This is a genomic window from Sphingomonas sp. BK345 (assembly GCF_014193845.1).
Lineage (GTDB): Bacteria > Pseudomonadota > Alphaproteobacteria > Sphingomonadales > Sphingomonadaceae > Sphingomonas.
This window is the reverse complement of record NZ_JACHZX010000002.1, coordinates 25,282-43,127: the sequence shown is the minus strand read 5'-3', so window position 1 is coordinate 43,127 and position 17,846 is coordinate 25,282. Positions and strand designations below refer to the sequence as shown.

Here is a 17,846-nt window from a genome sequence, read left to right as displayed (position 1 = left end):
CGGGGCGGGAGCGCCGCCGTGTCGCTGAGGCTGCTGCGCTGCGTGCTGCTCACCGCCGGCGGGGCGATGTGCTGCGCGCAGTCGCCCGCGGACCCGCAGCGCTCCACCGCCATCGCCGATCTGCCCCGCCCCGGCTACGAGCCGCGCACCCTGACGCTCGGCGGGATCGTGGTGACGCCGCGAGTCGATCTGGGCGCGACCTACAACGACAACATCTTCGCGACGCGGACCGGCGAGATCGGCGACGTCGTGTTCAATCTCCAGCCCGCGCTGGAGGGGCGGCGCCAGACGACGAGCAGTGACCTGCGGCTCGCCGCCAACGCCAACCTCATCCGCTATGCGCGCTACGACCGCGAGAACGTCACCACCTTCCGTGGCCTGGCCGACTGGCGCGGCGACGTCGCGCCGCGCCAGTCGATCCGCGCGCGTGCCTCGTTCGACCGCAGTTACCAACGGCGCAGCGACCCGGAGGCGGACTTCGGCGCCGGGCGCCGGCCGACGCTCATCGACGTCGCCGAGGCCGGGCTCGACTATCGCTTCACCGGCGCGCGGCTCGGCATGCTCGCGAGCGCGACCGCGACCAATTACAACTTTCTCCCCGTCGCCGATGCGGATCGCGACCTCGCCGTCTACCGCGTCGCTTTGCGCGGCTCCTATGCGGTGAGCGGACGCACCAGCGTGTATCTGCAGGGCTATGCCGTACGGCGGGACGCGCGGCTCCGGGTCGATCGCTACGGGATCGACCGCGACGCCTCGACCGCGGGCGCGCTCGCCGGCGTCTCGTTCGACGTCAGCTCCCGCGTGCAGGGCGAGCTCGGGATCGGCGCCTTCCGCTCCGACCCGTCCGACCCGACGCTCCGCGCCTTCTCCGGGCTCGCCGCGAGCGGGCAGCTCACCTGGCAGCCGCGCGTGCGCACCGCGATCACGCTGGACGCCTTTCGCGGCGACGTGGCCACTATCCGCGCGGGTGCGATCGGGCGAGTCGATACCCGATTGAGCCTGGCGATCGACCAGGAGCTGCGCCACAACGTGCTCGCGCGCGCCGCGGTGGGCATCCGCGACATCGCCTATCGCGGCGCGATCGACCGCGACCAGCGCTTCCGCTTCGCCGAGCTGGAGGGCACCTACCTGCTCAACCGCCACCTAGCCGTGCTGGGCAACGGCAGCTTCACCCGGCGCGATGCCGACCAGCCGATCGAGCGGTTCAGCCGCTGGACCGCGACGCTCGGGTTGCGACTCACCTACTGAGGCACGCGCGCCGAGCAGCGAGTCGATCAACGCGCGCCACTCGGCGGTGATCGCGGCCGGTGCGTAGCGCGCCGATGCCGCCTTCGCCGCGGCGCCGATCCGCTCACGCAGCGCGGCGTCCGCCACCAATGTCTCCAGGGCGGCGGCGAGCGCGGCGACGTCACCCGCGGGGGCAAGCAGCCCGGTCTCGCCGTGCGCGATCATCTCGTCCGGGCCGAAGGCGCAGGCGAAGGCCGCCGCGGGGACACCGGCAGCCATCGCCTCGCCGAGCACGTTGGGCATGCCCTCGTAGCGCGACGACAGAGCGAACACCTCCGCCTGGTCGAGCCAGCCGCCCGGTGCCGCACTGTTGCCGGGGAGCGTGGCGCGCTGGCCAAGCCCCAGCGAGGCGACGTGCGTCTCGAGCGCAGCGCGCTCGGGCCCCTCGCCCCAGATCACCAGCTTCCAGTCGGAATGCGCTGGCGCGAGACGCGCGAAGGCGTCGATCAGCAGGTCGAAGCCCTTCTGGCGATCGAGCCGGCCGACGCCGACGATCGTCTGACCCGGTCGGCGCTCGCGCAAGGGCGCTGCCATCGGGTTGGCGATCACGCGCGCGCGGCGCCGCGCACGCGCGTCGAGCAGGCTCAGGCTCGCGCGTGTCTGCATGACGATCGCGTCGGCGCGCGGCAGCAGCGCGCGCAGCATCATCCCCCAGCCGCGGTTCGCCGGCTGCGCGCGCGGGTTGTTGCGCTCGGACACGATCAGCCGGTGCCGTCGGCCGAGCGAGGCGAGCAGCGCCACCACGTTGATCTTGGTGAGGAACGAGACGACCACGTCGGGGCGGAGCTCGCCCAGCGTCCCGCGCAGCGCGGCGGCGCGGCGCACGACCAGCAGCGGCCCGGGCGCCGATCCGGGCGGCAGGCCGAGCCGAACCAGCGGGACGCCCGCGGGAAAGGCGTGGAACACCGGGTCAGCGGGGCGGTCGAAGCTCACCACCGTCACCTCGTTGCCGCCGCGCACCAGCGCGGCCGCGATCAGGCTGACGACGCGCTCGGCACCGCCGGCACCGAGTCCGGCGAGCACGAAGACGATCGAGCGCGGGTCAGATGATGTGGAAATCGGTCGCTCCCAGCACAGGCTTGGTCGACAGGAGCGCGATCTGCACCATCGCCGCGCCGCCGGCGCCGTCCGCGTCATAATAGAGCGCGCCGGTGGCCTGGTTGTAGACGAGATGCTGGTCGGCGGTGGTCGCCGCGGCGCCGATCGCCAGCTCGGACGCCGTGATCGCGCCGGAGCGCCCGGCGAAAGCGGTGAAGACCGCGCCCGCGAGCACCAGCCTGTCCTCGCCCGTCACGAAGTCCTTGACCGTGTCGCGCTCGCTCGCCGCCCCGAGATAGTCGAACACGAAGCGGTCCGCGCCCGCGCCACCGATCAGTTCGTCGCTGCCCGCGCCCCCGACGAGCGTGTCCGCCCCCGCCCCGCCCTGGAGATAATCGCCGCCGGCCTCGCCGTAGAGCGTGTCGTTCCCCTCCATGCCGATCAGCAGGTCGCCGCCGAGCCCGCCGCGCATGACGTTGTCGCCCGCATTGCCGGTCATCGTGTTGGCGAAGTCGTTGCCGGTGGCGCTCAGGTTGGCGCTGCCCAGCATGGTGAGCTGCTCGACATTGGTCTCCAGCGTGAAGTCGACGCTGGTGTAGACCAGATCGGTTCCCTCGCCGTAATATTCGATCACCCGATCGCCCACGTCATCGACGTAGAAGGTGTCGGATCCGATCCCGCCGTACAGCAGGTCGGCCCCGCCCGCGCCGTCCAATATGTCGTTGTTGGCGTCGCCATACAGCACGTCGGAGCTGGCATTGCCGGTCAGCACGTCGTTCCCGCCGAGCCCGTGCATGGTCCACAGGTCGTTGGTGGGCGCGATGAAGGTATTGGCGCTGTTGCTGCCGGTATAGCTCTTCGGCTCGGGCAGATTGTTGAGCGAGATCGTAAAGCTGGCGTCGAAGGTCGCGCCGGCCCCGTCGGTGACTCGCGCCTGGATCAGGTGCGAGGTGGCGGTCTCATAGTCGAGCAGCGCGCCGTTCGCGACCGTCACCGCGCCGGTCGTCGCGTCGACCGCGAACCGGCCGCCGGCGTCGTCGACCAGACGGTAACGCAGCGTCTCGTCGTGATCGACGTCATAGCCGCTGAGCGTGCCGACGATCGTGCCCGCCGCGGCATTCTCGTCGACGCGGGCGCGATCCAGCGTCAGCGCCGAGGGCGCGTCGTTGGCGCCGACGAAGGTGAGCGTGACCGAGGCGGTGGAGGTCGCCCCCGCGCGATCGGCGACGGTATAGTCGAAGTGATCCACTACCGTCTCGCCCGCACGCAGCGCCTGGTAGCTCGAGGGAGTCGCCACCTGGATCGTCGTGCCCGCGAGCGTCAGCGCCAGCCCGGCGGCGGTGGTGCCCGCGACCGCGGTGAGGCGCAGCGTGTCGCCCGGATCGATGTCACGGTCGTTGGCGAGCAGCGCGGCCGCGGCGATGCTCGTCGCGCCCTCGTCGATCGAGAGCTGGTCCGCCGCTGCCACCGGCGCGTCGTTGACGTTGGCGACCTGGACGTTGACCCGCCCGATCGCGGACTCACCCGCACTGTCGGCGATCGTGTAGGTCAGCAGCGCGGTGCCGGCGAAGTTGGCCAGCGGCGTGAAGACGACATTGCCGTCGGCGTTGATCGCGGCGGTGCCGCCCGACAGCGCCGCCACCCCCGTCAGCGCGAAGGGCGCGCCGTTGGAGTCGGTGTCGTTCGCCAGAAGCGCGGCGGCGGCGATAACCGTGGTCTGGTCCTCGGTGGCCGCGACCGTGTCGGCGCGCGCGATCAGCACCGGCGGCGTGCCCTGCGAGGCGAGCGGGTCGAACAGCCGGTACTTGACGCCGGTCGCCTGGTCGTCGCCGCCCTGACCGCCGTAATCGGTCCAGCTCACCAGGAATCCGCCGTCGCCGGTGCCGGTGATCGCCGGATCGACCTGGCTGCCGAGCGTCTGATGATTGACCAGGAACTCGCCGCCCACCGCGGTGCCGTCGCCGGCGAACACCTGCGCTTTGATCCCGGCGGTGCCGCCCTCGGCGCCGACGCCGCTGTAATCCGCCCAGCCGATCGCGAAATTGCCGCCGGCGAGCGCGGTGATGGTCGGCGCGAGCTGACCCGCGAGCGTTGTCGTGTTGGCCAGCGTCTCGCCGCCGATTCGACCACCGGCGGCGTCGTACAACTGGAAACGGATCCCGAAATAATCGGCGTCGCCCCCGCGCGAGCTGTTGTCCGCCCAGGCGATCGCGAAGCCACCGGTCGACAGCGCCGCCACCACGGGGGCCTGCTGTGAGCCCGCGGTCTCGGTGTTGACCAGGAACTCGCCGCCGATCTTGCTGCCATCGCTGCCGAACAGCTGCGCCTTCACCGCGTCCTTGCTGGCGTCGCCGCCCTGCAAACTACCGTCGCGCCACGTCACGACGAAGCCGCCGCCTTGAAGTCCGGTGACCGCCGACGAGTCCTGCGCGCCGTTGGTGGCGGTGTTGACGAGCAGCTCGCCGCCGACATGATTGCCCGCGGCATCGTACACCTGCGCCTTGACGCTGGTGGCGCTGGCGTCGCCGCCCTGCAGGCTCGCGTCCGTCCAGGACACGACGAAGCCGCCGTTGGCCAGCGCGGCGATCACCGGCGCCTTCTGCGCGTTGATCGTGGCAGTGTTGACGAGCAGCTCGCCACCGACCGCCGCGCCGCTCGCGTCGAACAGCTGCGCCTTGACCGAGCTGGCCGAGCCGTCGCTGCCGGCGTTGGCATCGCTCCAGGTCACCGCGAAGCCGCCCGAGGCGAGCGCGGCCACCGCCGGGGCGTCCTGCGCATTCAGCGTCTGCGCATTGACGCGGAACTCGCCGCCGATCTTGCTGCCGTCCGCGGCGATGAGCTGCGCCTTGATCCCGAACGAGCTCGAGTCGCCGCCGACGCCGCTGCCGTCGGTCCAGACGATCACCGAGCGGCCGTCGGCCAGGGTCGCCACCGCGGGGGCGAGCTGGCTCGCGGCGATGTTGGTGTTGGCCAGCACCTCGGGCGCGCCGGAATAGCGATATTCGTTGACCGCGTCGGTCAGCCCGAAGGTGAAGGTTCTGTCGAACGTGTCGCCGAACGTGTCGGTCGCGCGCACTGTGATCGACACGACCGGGTTGGTCTCGTAGTCGAGCGCAAGGCTGTCCTCGACGATCAGCTTGTTGCCTTCGATCGCGAAGGCGCCGCCGGTGGAATCGTCCACCAGGCGATAGCTGTAGCTCGCGTTGAGCGCGCCCACGCCCGAGAAGACCGCGACGATGCTGTTCTCCACCTCGGTCTCGGAGAGCGCGTTGCGCGACACCTCGATGTCGGTGATCGCCGGCGTCGTCGGCGCGAACAGCCGCGCCTTAAGGCCGCCGTCGACGTCGCCTGAGGCGGTGCTGTAGTCGGTCCAGCCGACCAGCAGCGCTCCCGAGGCGAGCACCGTCACCGCGGGCATCTCCTGATTGCCGCTCACCACCTCGTTCGCCTGGAACTCGCCGCCCAGTTTCTGCCCGAGCGCGTCGAACAGCTGGGTCTTGATGCCGAAGCCGCTGGCGTCAGCGGCGATGTTGCTGTTGTCGCGCCAGCTCACCGCGAAGCCCCCATCGGCAGTGGCGGCGATGCTCGGCTGGTCCTGCGCGTTGAAGGTGGTGGTGTTGACGCGGAACTCGCTGGCCGTCCGAGCGCCGGTGGCATCGAAGATCTGGCCGCGCAGCCCCGAGGCGCTGGTGTCGCCGAGTCCGCTGTTGTCGCGCCACACGATCGCGAAGCCGCCGCCGGCGAGCGCGGTGATCACCGGCTGGTCCTGCGCGCCCAGCGTCGTGCTGTTGACGAGCAGCTCGCCGCCCAGCTTGGCGCCGGCGCTGGTAAAGAGTTGCGCCTTGATCGACGTGCCGCTCGAGTCCCCGCCGAGCCCGCTATAGTCGATCCAGGTCGAGACGAAGCCGCCCGAAGCCAGCCCGGCGAGCGCCGGTGCGACCTGGCTGCCGGTGATGGTGCTATTGACCAGGAACTCGCCGCCGATCTTGGTGCCGGTGACGGAGAACATCTGCGCGCGCACGCCGCTGCCCTTGGCGTCGGGCGCGGTCGCGCTGGCATCGACCCAGCTGACAATGAAATTGCCGCCCGCGAGTGCGGTGATGGTCGAGTCCGACTGTCCCGCCACGGTGGTGGTGTTGGCGAGGAACTCGCCGCCGACTCGCAGACCCGCAGCGTCGTAGATCTGCGCCTTGACCGAGCCACGATCGGCATCCCCGCCGAGGCCGCTGGCATCGCTCCACGTCACCACGAAGCCGCCGGTCTTCAGTGCGGTGACGCTGGCCCGGTCCTGGTTGTTGCCGGTGGCGCTGTTGATCAGGAACTCGGCGCCGACTGCGACGCCGGCCGAGTCGAAGCGCTGCGCCTTGACGCTGGTGCCCGACGAATCGCCCCCGCTGCCGCTCAGGTCAGTCCAGATCGCGACGAAGCCCCCGTCCGCCAGTGCGGCAAAGGACAAGTCGGTCTGCACCCCTGCCCACGTCGAGTTGACGCGGAACTCGCTACCCGCGCTCGTGAATGCGCCGTTTGCCATACGCCCCTCCCCCGAAAAGCGCCGTCCGCCCCCAGCGTGACCGGCGACGGGAGATTAGGTCCGAAGCGGTATCGCGGTAAGTGGGGTATCGGGGCGCGGGATGGCTCCGAAGGAGTAGTCCGCCTCAGCGCACGGTGACCAGCGCCGAGTCGATCGCATCACCGCCGTAGCGGCCGATACAGTCGATTTCATAGGCGCGTGTCGCCTTCACCCGAACGACGCGCGCACCCGTCTCGCCCGCCGCCGCACCGTCGAGCTTGCACGAGCGGATGTTCTCGCCGCTCCACCGCAGCGTCACCGCGCCGCCCATCCCGACCTGCGCGGGATTCGCGCTGAGGGCGATCGACGGCAGCGGCCCCGGGTCGGCGATCGCGCGACCGCAGGCCGGGCGCGGCACCAGCGACGGCTGCACCGTCATGGTCGCGCGATCGCCAGCCAACTCCGACAGATAGGCCTCCAGCTTGGTATAGCCGTCGCCCCCGAGCATGTTGCGATCGTTCGGGTTGGTCGGTGACAGGCCGTGCGCGAGCTCCCACTCGTCCGCGATGCCGTCGCCGTCGCGATCGGCCGGCGCGGCGCCGCCGGTGAGCGCAGGCCAGCCACCGACCTGCGCCGGATCGTCCAGCACCGCGCCGCGGCACGCGATCAGACCGGCGACGACGCGCGCGTCGGCCGCGTCGCGGCGCGGCCGCGTCGCTCCCACCGCGGCCACGACGCGCCGGTAAGCGGTGCCGGCGTCGTCGATCTCGCCCGCCGCCATCGAGAGCGTGCCGATCGGCGCCGTCGACACATAGCGCCAGTCGCCGGGCTCGAGCACCAGCCGCTCGTCGCCGAGGTCCTCTGGACGGTGGACGTCGAGGTTGCCGCGCAGGTGGATGCGGAAGCGCGCCGGATAGTCGCGGAAGTAGTTGAGCAAATAGAGCTGCGTGGTCGCCTCGGACGAGGGGCCCATGATCGCGCTGTTGCCGATGGCGTTGACGTCGAGGTCGCCGAAGCGCGTGTACAGCTCGGCGTTGTAGCGCACCGAGTTGAAGATCACGTTGTCGATCATGTCGAACTGCCCGCGCAGGTTGACCAGCGGGTTGCGGCGGACGTTGCTGGCGATGAGATTGTGGTGAAACGTCACCGCGTGCGCGCCATAGCCGAAATAGGTACCGCGGCTGTGCGGGCCGCGGTTGGCTTGGTTGAGCCCCTCGGCGAGGATCGACCATTGCACCGTCACGTTGCGCGTCTGGCCGCAGCGACCGGTCTCATGCCCGGCGCCGACGATGTTGATCCCCTCGTCGGTGGGCCAGGAGGTCGAGAGGTGATCCAGGATCACGTCGTGCGCGCCGCCGCTGATCTGGATCGTGTCGACGTTGTCGGATGCGCGCGGCGAGGCGCCCGGGCGCAGGCGGAAGTGGCGCAGCACCACGTCGTGCGTGCGCACCAGCATCGGCGCATTGCCCGAGGCGCCGTTGCGCAGCGCGATGCCGCCCGGCGAGGTCTGGCCGGCGATGGTGAGGAACGGCTGCGTCACCTTGATCCAGTCGCGCAGCACGATCGTGCCGCCGACCCGGAAGACGCAGGTGCGCGCGCCGCTGGCCTCGGCGCAGTCCCGCAGCGAGCCCGGCCCCGCGTCGGCGAGCGTCGTCACCGCGATCACGCGCCCGCCGCGCCCGCCGCGCGCGTACCGGCCGAAACCCTGCGCGCCGGGGAAGGCAGGCAGCGCGTGCGGCGCATCACTGGTGTCGCAGTCGACCGGGAAGCTTTCCTCCGCCGCCGCGGGCACCGCGACCCCGCCCTCGATCGCGGGGAGCAGCAGCGCGCCGAGCAGCAGCAGCGCGGCGACCAGCAGGGCTCGCATCCGCGTCATCTCACGCCTCGGCGCGGCGCGAGACCAGCGCGGCCACCGCTCGCGGCGTCCGCCGCACCGCACCCCCGTGCGCCATCGCCAGCGACAGGATCACCGGCACCGACCAGAGACGCGCGTACATGTGCGGGCTGGCGGCCGAGAAGATCAGGAAGGTCACCAGCACCGCCAGCACCAGCCCGGCGACGTCGCGCTCGCGCCGCAGCGTCGACAGCGCCACCATCACCAGCACCACCAGCATGCCGAGCCAGCCGAGCAGTGCGACCAGCCCCCCCTCGACCCATACCAGCAGGTACATGTTGTGCACCGGCGCCTTCAGCTTGCTGATCACGCGATGCTGATCGACGCCGACGCCGCTGAACGGGTGCTGCTCGATCATCGACCAGGCGTCGTCGATCAGCGCGACGCGGCCGGTGAAGGTCCCGGCCTCGCTGATGTCGCCGTTCTCGATCGCGCCGGCGACTCGCTTGTTGAAGGTCTCGGGCAGCATCAGCCCGGTCTGGCTCACCACAAGGGCGGCGGCGAACAGCCCGCCGACCACCCAGCGCGGCAGCCGGATGCCTGCGATCACGCCGAAGATCGCCAGACCGATCGCCGCGCTGGAGAAAGCGGTGAAGGAGGCGGTCAGCAGCAAGGACACCAGCAGCACCGCGAAGGCGACCAGCATTGCCGCGGTGCGCAGCCGCCCGGCGCGCCACAAGAACAGGACGAATGGCAGGGTCATCGCAATCGCTGCGCCGTTCCAATTGGCATCGGTGGCGAACACGCCGAGCCGGCGATTGCCCGAGAGGAAGTCGAGCCCCAGCACCTTGCGCGCGACTTCGAACGAGGCCTGGAACGAGACGTAGATGAGGATGCCGAACGCCTCCATCGCCACCATCCCCGCCACCAGCGCGCGCGCCAGCGTGGTGGCGTATTCGCGGCCATGTCCGGCGATCGCGAAGGGCAGCACCACCCAGGCGAAGGCATATTGCATCGCCACGATCAGCCAGCGCGACGGGTCGCGCGCGCCGAGCGAGGCGACCAGCAGCCCCGCCATCATCACCGTGAACGACATCAGCCACGCCGGCTGCAGCGCGCCGAACGGTTGCAGCGGCAGGCGGTGGCGCGAGGCGAGCAGGCCGAGGCCGAGCAGGAACAGCAGGTCGCTCAGCGTGAACATGATGTCGAGCGAGGGCCGCCACGACAGGTAGGAGGACAGCGCCACCGCGAGGATGATCGGCCGCGGCACCTCGGCGCCGGTCGCGGCCTGCGTCCGCGGCAACGGAAGCGCGACGGCGGTCACGCGCGCTGCGCCGTCATGGTCGCGTCGGTCGCGGGGTCACCGCGCGCGATCCGGTCGGCGCGGTAGATGCGCTGGCGGAAGAAGCGCTCATAGGGCCAGCGTTCGAGCCAGAGATGGACGACATGGCTCGCCACCAGCGACCCGCCGGCGACCAGCAGCGCGAAGGGCAGCATCGAGTGGAGCAGGTCGTCGGTGAACAGCCCGTGCCGCACGAACAGCTTGCGCAGCGCGAGATAGATATAAGGGTGGACCAGGTACAGGCTGTAGCTGATCGTGCCGAGATAGCCGAAGACACGGTTGCCGAGCAGCCGCTCGGTCCAGCTCCCCGGTGCCACCGCGCAGTAGAAATATGTGGCGGTTAATAGGATCAGCGGCACCACGACAGGGTCGCGGAAGTCGCGCCACCAATATTCGTAATGTGCGCGGCTCGCCAGAGCGGTCATGCCGGCGAAGGCGAGCAGCTCGACCCAGCGCATCGCGCGGCTGCCGTCGGGATAGCGCCAGCGCAGCAGCCGGATCGCGACACCGGCGACGAAGTAAAGCGCGATCGGGAAGGCCAGCACGAAGGCCAGCGCCGCCGTCACCGCCAGTGCCCCCGTCAGTCGGTCGCGCCGCTTAACCGCGAAGGTCACCACCGCGCAGGTGAGCGCGTAGAACATCACCTCGTAGCTCAGGCTCCACGCGTTGGGGGTGAGCTGGTCGGTGCCGGTGAAGAGGTTGGTGAAGGTGAAGCCCGCGACGACCGCCAGCGGCGTGTTGATCTTGGGATAGGCGTTCGTCACCGCGTTGAGCGCGACGAACAGCACCGACAGCACCGCGAAGAGCGGGTACAGGCGCAGCCCGCGCCGCAGCGCGAACTCGCCAGGGGCGTAGCGCAGCGCGCTCGGCAGGATGACGAAGCCGCTGATGACGAAGAACAGCATGACCCCGAAGGTGGCGAGATGCCAGGGCGCGCGGGTGAGCGCGACATAGGCCGCGTTGTCGGCGTAGACGTGGCGCGCCGGGCCGCCGATGATATGCGCGAACACCACCATCGCCGAGGCGAGCCCGCGGAGCCCATGCGCGGCCACGACATGCTCGCCGCGCGCTCCCTTACCAACGACCGAGGCCGAACCCACGCGCGCGCTCCTAGCTGATGCCGCGGCTCGGCGCGGCGAGCGACACCTCGGGGGCGTCGTGCCCGCGCGCGGGCTGCGAGCGGAAATGGTGATAAGCGTCGAACAGGATGTCGGCGTCGCGGCGGCTCGGCGACCAGTCGAGCGCGTCGCGCGTCGCGGCGGTGTCGAGCACATAGTCCGCGTCGGCGATCGCGAACTGTTCGGGGTAGAGCAGCGGGACGCCGGCCGCGTCCATCGTCGCCAGCGTGCGCTGCACCAGCCTGGCGGGGGTCGGCAGCACGACCGAGCGCGAGCCCGCGCGCGCGATCAGCGAGCGCAGCAGCTCACGCACCGTCGGCGGCTCGCTCGAGCCGAGGTTGAACGGCCCCGGCGGCAACCCGCGGTCGGCGGCGCGGATCAGCGCCGTGACGCAATCCTCCACCGCGATCATCTGGTAGCGGTTGCGCCCGCTCCCGATCATCGGCACCGGCAGCCCCAGCGCGATCAGCCGGAACAGCTTGGCGAGGATGCCGAGCCGCCCCGCCCCCGCGATCAGGCGCGGGCGGAAGACGGTGGCGCGCAGACCGAATTCGTCCGCCGCGGCCGCGATCAGCCGCTCCGCGCCCACCTTGCTGCGGCCATATGGTCCGATCGGCACCTGCTGGTGCGTCGGCGGCACCGGGGTGTGGACCGGCACGCCATAGGTCATGTCGGTCGAGACGAAGAGCAGCTGGCGCGTCCCGGCCGCACGCATCGCCGCCAGCAGCGCGCGCGTGCCCTCGACGTTCACCGCGGCGAACCAGCCGTCGCGGTCATGCCGCGGCACCGCACCGTGGAATTGGCGCGCCGCGAGGTGGTGCACCACGTCGTCGCGGCCGAGCCGGAGTCGCGCGAGGTCGTCGGTGCTCGCGATGTCGCCGAGCACCACCTCGTCGATCGCGGTGCGCGGCGCGACCTGGTCGAACACGGTGACCCGCTCGCCCCGCGCCGCGAGCGCGGCGGCGAGGCGCTCGCCGAGGAAGCCGGCGCCACCGGTAATGACGTGGCGGCGGGTCACGCCGTCTTCCCCACGACGAGCACACCGAGGCAGATCAGCGCGATCCCGGCCGCCCGCGCTGGCCCGACGGTCTCGCTGAGGAACAGCACGCCCAGCACGGCGGCGAGGACATAGCCCATCGACAGCATCGGATAGGCGACGCTCACCTGGGTCCGGCTCAGCACCACCAGCCACAGGCCGATGCTGGCGGCGTAGCAGGCCATGCCCGCCCACAGCCAAGGGTTGGCGACGAGGCTGGTCCCGAGCGCGATTGGCTCGGACAGCGCGGGAAGCGCGCGGAAGGTCATCGCCTTGCGCAGCGCCACCTGGGCGAGCGCGTTGAGCGAGACGCTGACGACGATGAGAGCGAACAGCGCCAGCGTCACGCGACCCGTCCTCCCACCGCGACGAGCCACAGCCCCGCCACCGCGCCGGCGTGCCACCAGCTCACCCGGTCGCGCAGCGCGAAGATCACCGGGTCGTCGTCGAGCGCGCCGCGGTGCGCGAGCAGCCAGACGCGCATGACCCATAGGCAGAGCACCGCGGGGATCACGTACAACGCGCCGTCGAGCGCGTAGAGCCCGCTCGGCATCGCGTCGACCGACATGTACATCACCATCACCAGCACCGACACGACGCCGGCGGCGACGCCGAGCGCGAGCGTCAGCGGCTCGTCGCCGGGCAGATAGCCGCGACCGTGCACCGGCCGCCCGCTGCGCGCCGCCTGCACCAGCTCGGCCGAGCGCTTCGCCAGCGCGAGCGAGAGGAACAGCGTCGCGGTGAAGGTCGCCAGCCACAGCGAGACGGGGTGGCCGATCACCACCATGCCGGCGACGACGCGCAGCGTGAACAGCGCTGCGATCGCGGCGACGTCGACCAGCGGCTCGCGCTTGAGCCGAAAGGAATAGAGCAAGGTCAATGCGGCGTAGCAGGACAGTGTCGCGCCGAACGCCGGCGCGAGCAGCCAGCCGCCGATCAGGCCCGCGCTCAGCAACCCCGCGGCGAGCGGCACCGCGGTAGCGAGGGGGATCAGGCCGGCGGCGAGCGCGCGATAGCGCTTGCTCGGGTGGCGGCGGTCGGCCGATAGATCGGCAAGGTCGTTGATCAGATAGGTCGCCGAGGCCACGACGCCGAACAACACGAAGGCGGCGATCGCCTGCAACAGCAGGGCCGGCGCGAGGAACTCGTGGCTCAGCACGATGGGCGCGAGCACGAGCAGGTTCTTGCTCCACTGGTGAAGGCGGAGCGCCTTCACCCAGTCGCGTGCGCGCACTGAACGGCGCGGCAGCAACTCGGGCACGATCCGCTCGTGCGCGAGCCGCCGCGCCACGCCGCGCCGGTCCCCCGCCAGCAGCGCGACATCCGCGCGACGCCACACGGGAACGTCGGCCAGGCTGTCGCCGACATAGTCGAAGCCGTTCGGGAAGCTTCGTGCGAGCGCCTCGGCCTTGGCCTCTGCCTTGAGGTTTGCGGTGCCGTCGCTGCCCGTGGCGCTGTCGAACAGCCCGGTCGCGGCGGCCACGCCATCGGCGATGAGCTGGTCGGCGGCGGTGACGAGATGAACCTCGCCGCCCGAGGCACGCCGACGCGCGATCGCCTCGACCACCGCCGGATCGAGCGGCAGCGCCTCGCAGTCGAGCCCGGCGTGAAGCATCGCGGCACGCTTGAAGGCAGCGCGGCCCTGACCCAGCGCGCGCGCCACCGTCGGGACCCGCCGGGGATAGCGGAAGGCGAGCGTGACCAGGCACTCGTGCAACGTGTCGGTCCGCACCAGGCTGTGATCGAGATCGACGACGAGCGGGCGGGATCGCGCCGGGGCGTCAACCCGCACCTCCGCCATCGCCAGAGTCGTCCCGTCGTCCATCGGCTGCCCCCAACCTTTCGTCCCCGCGGCGAGGATGCGAGATCCCGCCCGCGAAGTCGCACGGTCAGGCGGGTAAAGCCCGGCGCAACCGGGCTAATGCGATCGACGCCGGCTACCCCCAATGATCGCGCGCCCGCTCCGCCCGCGCGCTTCGTCCCGCGGAGACATCCGATACGATCAGGGCAGACACGGGGTCGGGGGTGAATGAATGGCGAGTGTGGCTGCGGCGATGATACCGGCGCGCGCAGGCGTGGCGACGCGATCGCGCGCGCTGCCCGCGGCGATGGTGGCGATCGGACTCGCGTTGGTCGGGCTGTTCGGCCGGCTAATGACTTACCCGCTGCGGCACGACGAGCAGATGTACCTGCCGATCGCCACCATGCTGGCGCACGGCCGGCTCTACGACGACTACGGCTTCAACAACCTGCCCAACCTGCCGCTGCTGATGCACGCGGTGCTGCGCGTCACCGGGGCGGAGCAGGTGCTGCTCGCCGGGCGGCTGACGATCTTCGCCGGCTGGCTGGTGGCGGCGACGGCAATGCTGTTGCTGGTGCGGCGGCTCACCCGCTCCTGGCCGCTCGGGGCGCTGGCCGCGCTGCTGCTGCTGACCCACCCGCTGCTGCTCGGCCCGGCGGGGATGCTGGTGACCAACAACTTCCTGCCGCTCGCGTTCGTGCTGATGGCGACCTACCTGCTGATCGCCGGCGCCGACCGCGACGTCCCCGCGCCGCTGCTCGTCGCGGCGAGCGGGCTGTGCCTCGGCGTCGCCGCGGGCTTCAAGGCCAATTACGTCTTCGCGCTGCCGCCGTTCGCGCTCGCCGCGCTGCTGGCACCGGCGCGGCTGCGGGCCGCGACGCGTATGCGGCGGGTGACCCTGCCCTTCGTCGCGGGCGGGATCGTCGGCGCGCTGCCGCCGCTGATCTACCTGGCGAAGGACCCCGGCGGCTTCGTCACGCACGTGCTCGGCTACCACAGCGGCCCCCACGTCGCTTACTGGACCGCCAACGCCGACCTCGACGGCGCCAAGATCCTCGACCTGCCGGGCAAGCTCGTGCTCGCCGCCAAGGTGTGGCTGGTCTCGCCCGCCGGACTGATCGCCGCCGCGCTGCTGCTCGCGGCGACCGCGGCGTGGCGGCTGCGCGGCTATGGCGCGGCGCGGGTGCGCTGGCCGCATCGACTGATCGTCGCGCTGCTCCTCGGCGGCGTGCTGGTCTCCTTCGTGCCGAGCCCCGCCTTCCCGCAATATTACGCGCCGCCGGTCCCCTTCGCGATCGCGCTGGCGGTGACGCTGGCGGGCCGGATCAAGGGCCGCTCCCGCGCCGCCGCGCTGCTGCTGCTGCTCGGCGCGCTGCTGCTGTCGGCGCCGCGGCTGGCGCTCGGCTGGCCTGACGCGGTGCGCAGCGCGCGCTGGACCGGCACGGTGACGCACGATCAGGGGCAGCGGCTCGCCGCCCTGCTCCGCGCCGAGCGCCGCGGTGCGACGATCGCGACGCTGGCACCGCTCTACGCGGTCGAGGGCGGGTTGGCGGTGCCCGCGGCACTCGCCACCGGGCCGCTGGTGTACCGGGTCGGCGATTACGTGCCACTGAGGCAGCGCCAGCACTACGCGAACTGGGTATCGCCGACCACGATCGACGAGCTGCTCGCCGCGTCGCCGCCGGCGGCGGTGCTGGTCGGCTTCGAGGGCAAGCTGGACGGGCCGCTCGCATCCTTCGCTCGGTCGCGCCGGTACCGCCGGATCGTGCTGCCGTGGCTCAGCGATCGCTACGGCAGCGGTACGCTCTACCTGGCGCCGGCGGCCAGCATCTCGTCGTAGACCGCCATGATCGCGTCGGCATGCGCCTGCTCGCCGAAGCGGGCGCGCGCGTCGGTCGCGGCGTCGCGCGCGATACGCGCCGCGAGCGCCGGCTCGCCCAGCACGCGCGCGCAGCCGTCGGCGAGCGCGTCGGCGTCCTCCGCCGCCACCAACAGTCCGGTGCGCTCGTGCGCGATCGCCTCGACATTGCCGCCCGAGCGAGTCGCCACCACCGGCGTGCCGACCAGCATGGCCTCCACCAGGGTGCGGCCGAACGGCTCGTCGACCGCGGGGACCATCAGGACGTCGCTCGCCGCCAGCCAATAGCCGCCCGGAGTACGGTGACCCAGGAGGTGGATCCGATCCGCCACCCCCGCGGCGGCGGCGCGCGCGCGCACCTGCTCGTCCATGCCGTCGAGCGCCTCGCCGAACATCACGCCGGCGACGTCGAGCTCGGGCCGGCGCGCGTGAAGCGCGGCGATCGCGTTGACGAACAGCAGCGGGCGCTTCCGCTCGATCATCACCCCGGCATAGGCGACGTAGCGCGTTCCCCCGCCCGGCGGGATCAGCGCGGCCAGCGCGGCGCGCGCCTCGGCGCGGTCATGCTGCATGTGATGGTCGAACGGGCTACGGATCACGCGCGTGCGCGCCGCGGCGGAGTAGCGCCCCGGCTTCGGCGCGGAGAAGGCCGATACCGACACGACGCGGTCGGCGAGCAGCGGCGCGACCATGCGCAGCCCCATCGCATCGGGCGCCCCGCGGTGGTGCCACAGCAGCCGCGCGCGCGCGAGCTTGGCGGCCAGTCCCCAGGTCGCATGGCTGCGCCCGTCGTTGCTGTGAACGATGCCGATCCCGCGCGCGCGCAGATAATCGCGCAGCCGCAGCGAGGTGGCGACCAGTCGCGCCGCCCCGGCGGGCGAGACGGCGCGACCGTGCACCATCTCGGGTGACAGCGGCGCGGGTTCGGTCGCGATCCCGGCCTCGGCGAAGAAGCGCGCCATTGCGCCGTCGGGATGCTGCAACAGCACCAGCGGCGTGTAGCGCGCGCGATCGAGCCGCCGGATCAGCCCGGCGGCCGAGACGTGGCTGCCGCCGATCAGGTCACCGACGAACGGGAAACAGACCGTCGTCACTCACTTGTTCCAGGCGGGCAGCTGTGCCTCCAGCGCGAGCCACTCGGCTTCGGCGCCGCCGTTGAAGCGATCGGCGATCTCGAGCCGCGCACCGTCGTCCGAGACGCGGAACAGCGTCGCGACGTGGCGCCGCTTGAGCGTCCGCGCCAGCAGCAGCCACGCGCCGGGGCCCGACAGGTAGCTCACCGTATGTGCGATGCCGAGGCGCAATTGCTCGACGCTGAAATAGCCCGGATGGAGCAGGTTGGCGACGCGCACCAGGTCGAAGCGGCGGTGATAGGCCGCGGTCGGCGCGAAGATGTCGTTGCACTCGATCGTCACGCGCGGGCGCTCGGCCAGCCGCGGGCTGACGAGCCGCACCGCGCTGGCACCGGAGGCGCCCGCCGCGACCAGCCGCCGCGCGCGCCCGCCGAGCGTGGCGTTAAGCGCGCTGCGTACGCCGCGCATCCCGGTGTAGCGGTCGGCGCGGCGGAACCACGGGCGCACCGGCAGGCCGAACAGATCGTGCTGGATCGGCGCGCCGCCGTCGTCGAGCAGCGTCCGCACTCCCGGGAGCACGCGGACGAGATGCCCGCTGACCGACCGGTCGGTCCCCGTCACGCGCGCGTCAATGCCCGCCTCGCGCAGCCGGTCGTAGAGCGCCAGCGTGGTCGTGCCCGAGGAGACACCGATGTCGAGCACCTCGCGGATCGGTCGCGCCGACTGGCGCAGCAGCGCGATGCAGGCGGCGTCGAGATCGGCGAAGCGATCGTGCGCGGTCGTCTTGTAGGTGGCATTGTTGGTGCGCAGCTCGTTGAAGAAGCTGTCCTCCTGCGCGGGCCAGATCTCCTTCGGATCGGCCGCGAAGAATCGCGCTGCGGTCATCGGCATGTTCAGTCCCCCCGGTCGGCGGGATCCTAGCAAAGCCGTAGTCGCGACCGGGCGGCGA

The 17,846-nt window shown here is 71.5% G+C and carries 12 protein-coding genes; 2 read left to right on the top strand and 10 right to left on the bottom strand.

The window, feature by feature from the left end:
- Positions 1-18 precede the first annotated feature (18 nt).
- Positions 19-1,248, top strand: coding sequence for an outer membrane beta-barrel protein (locus tag FHY03_RS05380; RefSeq protein WP_183929336.1), 1,230 nt, complete (start codon positions 19-21; stop codon positions 1,246-1,248).
- Here FHY03_RS05380 and FHY03_RS21310 read toward each other — a convergent pair.
- The 8 genes from FHY03_RS21310 to FHY03_RS05340 all read right to left on the bottom strand — a co-directional run bounded on the left by FHY03_RS21310 (position 1,144) and on the right by FHY03_RS05340 (position 13,990).
- Positions 1,144-2,310, bottom strand: coding sequence for a glycosyltransferase (locus FHY03_RS21310; protein ID WP_311721313.1), 1,167 nt, complete (start codon positions 2,308-2,310; stop codon positions 1,144-1,146). The two genes, FHY03_RS05380 and FHY03_RS21310, sit on opposite strands and share 105 nt — an antisense overlap.
- A 19-nt stretch (positions 2,311-2,329) precedes the next feature.
- The gene (locus FHY03_RS05370; RefSeq protein WP_183929332.1) at positions 2,330-6,856 is read right to left on the bottom strand and encodes a tandem-95 repeat protein; all 4,527 of its coding nucleotides are present in this window, start codon (positions 6,854-6,856) and stop codon (positions 2,330-2,332) included.
- Positions 6,857-6,980: 124 nt separating this feature from the next.
- Positions 6,981-8,711: a hypothetical protein gene (locus FHY03_RS05365; RefSeq protein ID WP_183929330.1), complete on the bottom strand. Its 1,731-nt coding sequence runs from the start codon at positions 8,709-8,711 to the stop codon at positions 6,981-6,983.
- Between the two features lies 1 nt (position 8,712).
- Entirely contained in the window at positions 8,713-9,993 is a 1,281-nt protein-coding gene (locus FHY03_RS21305; protein ID WP_183920951.1) for an O-antigen ligase, read from the bottom strand.
- On the bottom strand, positions 9,990-11,111 hold the full coding sequence (locus FHY03_RS05355) for an acyltransferase (RefSeq protein ID WP_183929328.1): 1,122 nt from the start codon (positions 11,109-11,111) through the stop codon (positions 9,990-9,992). Before FHY03_RS05355 ends, FHY03_RS21305 begins: the two co-directional genes overlap by 4 nt.
- 10 nt (positions 11,112-11,121) lie before the next feature.
- A complete protein-coding gene (locus tag FHY03_RS05350; protein ID WP_183929326.1) occupies positions 11,122-12,147 on the bottom strand; it encodes an NAD-dependent epimerase/dehydratase family protein in 1,026 nt (341 codons plus the stop codon).
- Positions 12,144-12,512, bottom strand: coding sequence for an EamA family transporter (locus tag FHY03_RS05345; RefSeq protein WP_183920954.1), 369 nt, complete (start codon positions 12,510-12,512; stop codon positions 12,144-12,146). Before FHY03_RS05345 ends, FHY03_RS05350 begins: the two co-directional genes overlap by 4 nt.
- Positions 12,509-13,990 (bottom strand): UbiA family prenyltransferase, encoded by a 1,482-nt coding sequence (locus FHY03_RS05340; RefSeq protein ID WP_183929324.1) that lies wholly within the window; start codon positions 13,988-13,990, stop codon positions 12,509-12,511. The genes FHY03_RS05345 and FHY03_RS05340 overlap by 4 nt, the downstream gene beginning before the upstream one ends.
- A 250-nt stretch (positions 13,991-14,240) precedes the next feature.
- On the opposite strand from FHY03_RS05340, the gene FHY03_RS05335 reads away from it, so the two are divergent.
- Complete coding sequence (locus FHY03_RS05335; protein WP_183929322.1) at positions 14,241-15,806, top strand: hypothetical protein; 1,566 nt, start codon at positions 14,241-14,243, stop codon at positions 15,804-15,806.
- On the opposite strand, the gene FHY03_RS05330 is transcribed toward FHY03_RS05335, so the two are convergent.
- Both FHY03_RS05330 and FHY03_RS05325 read right to left on the bottom strand, forming a co-directional pair.
- Entirely contained in the window at positions 15,773-16,918 is a 1,146-nt protein-coding gene (locus tag FHY03_RS05330) for a glycosyltransferase family 4 protein (protein ID WP_183929320.1), read from the bottom strand. The two genes, FHY03_RS05335 and FHY03_RS05330, sit on opposite strands and share 34 nt — an antisense overlap.
- Entirely contained in the window at positions 16,919-17,782 is an 864-nt protein-coding gene (locus FHY03_RS05325) for a hypothetical protein (RefSeq protein WP_260158724.1), read from the bottom strand.
- Between the last annotated feature and the right edge of the window lie 64 nt (positions 17,783-17,846).

Coding starts and splice junctions, on each gene's coding strand:
- FHY03_RS05370 (WP_183929332.1), bottom strand. CDS start 6,856: ATGGCAAACGGCGCATTCACGAGCGCGGGTAGCGAGTTCCGCGTCAAC.
- FHY03_RS05365 (WP_183929330.1), bottom strand. CDS start 8,711: ATGACGCGGATGCGAGCCCTGCTGGTCGCCGCGCTGCTGCTGCTCGGC.
- FHY03_RS05340 (WP_183929324.1), bottom strand. CDS start 13,990: ATGGACGACGGGACGACTCTGGCGATGGCGGAGGTGCGGGTTGACGCC.
- FHY03_RS05325 (WP_260158724.1), bottom strand. CDS start 17,782: ATGACCGCAGCGCGATTCTTCGCGGCCGATCCGAAGGAGATCTGGCCC.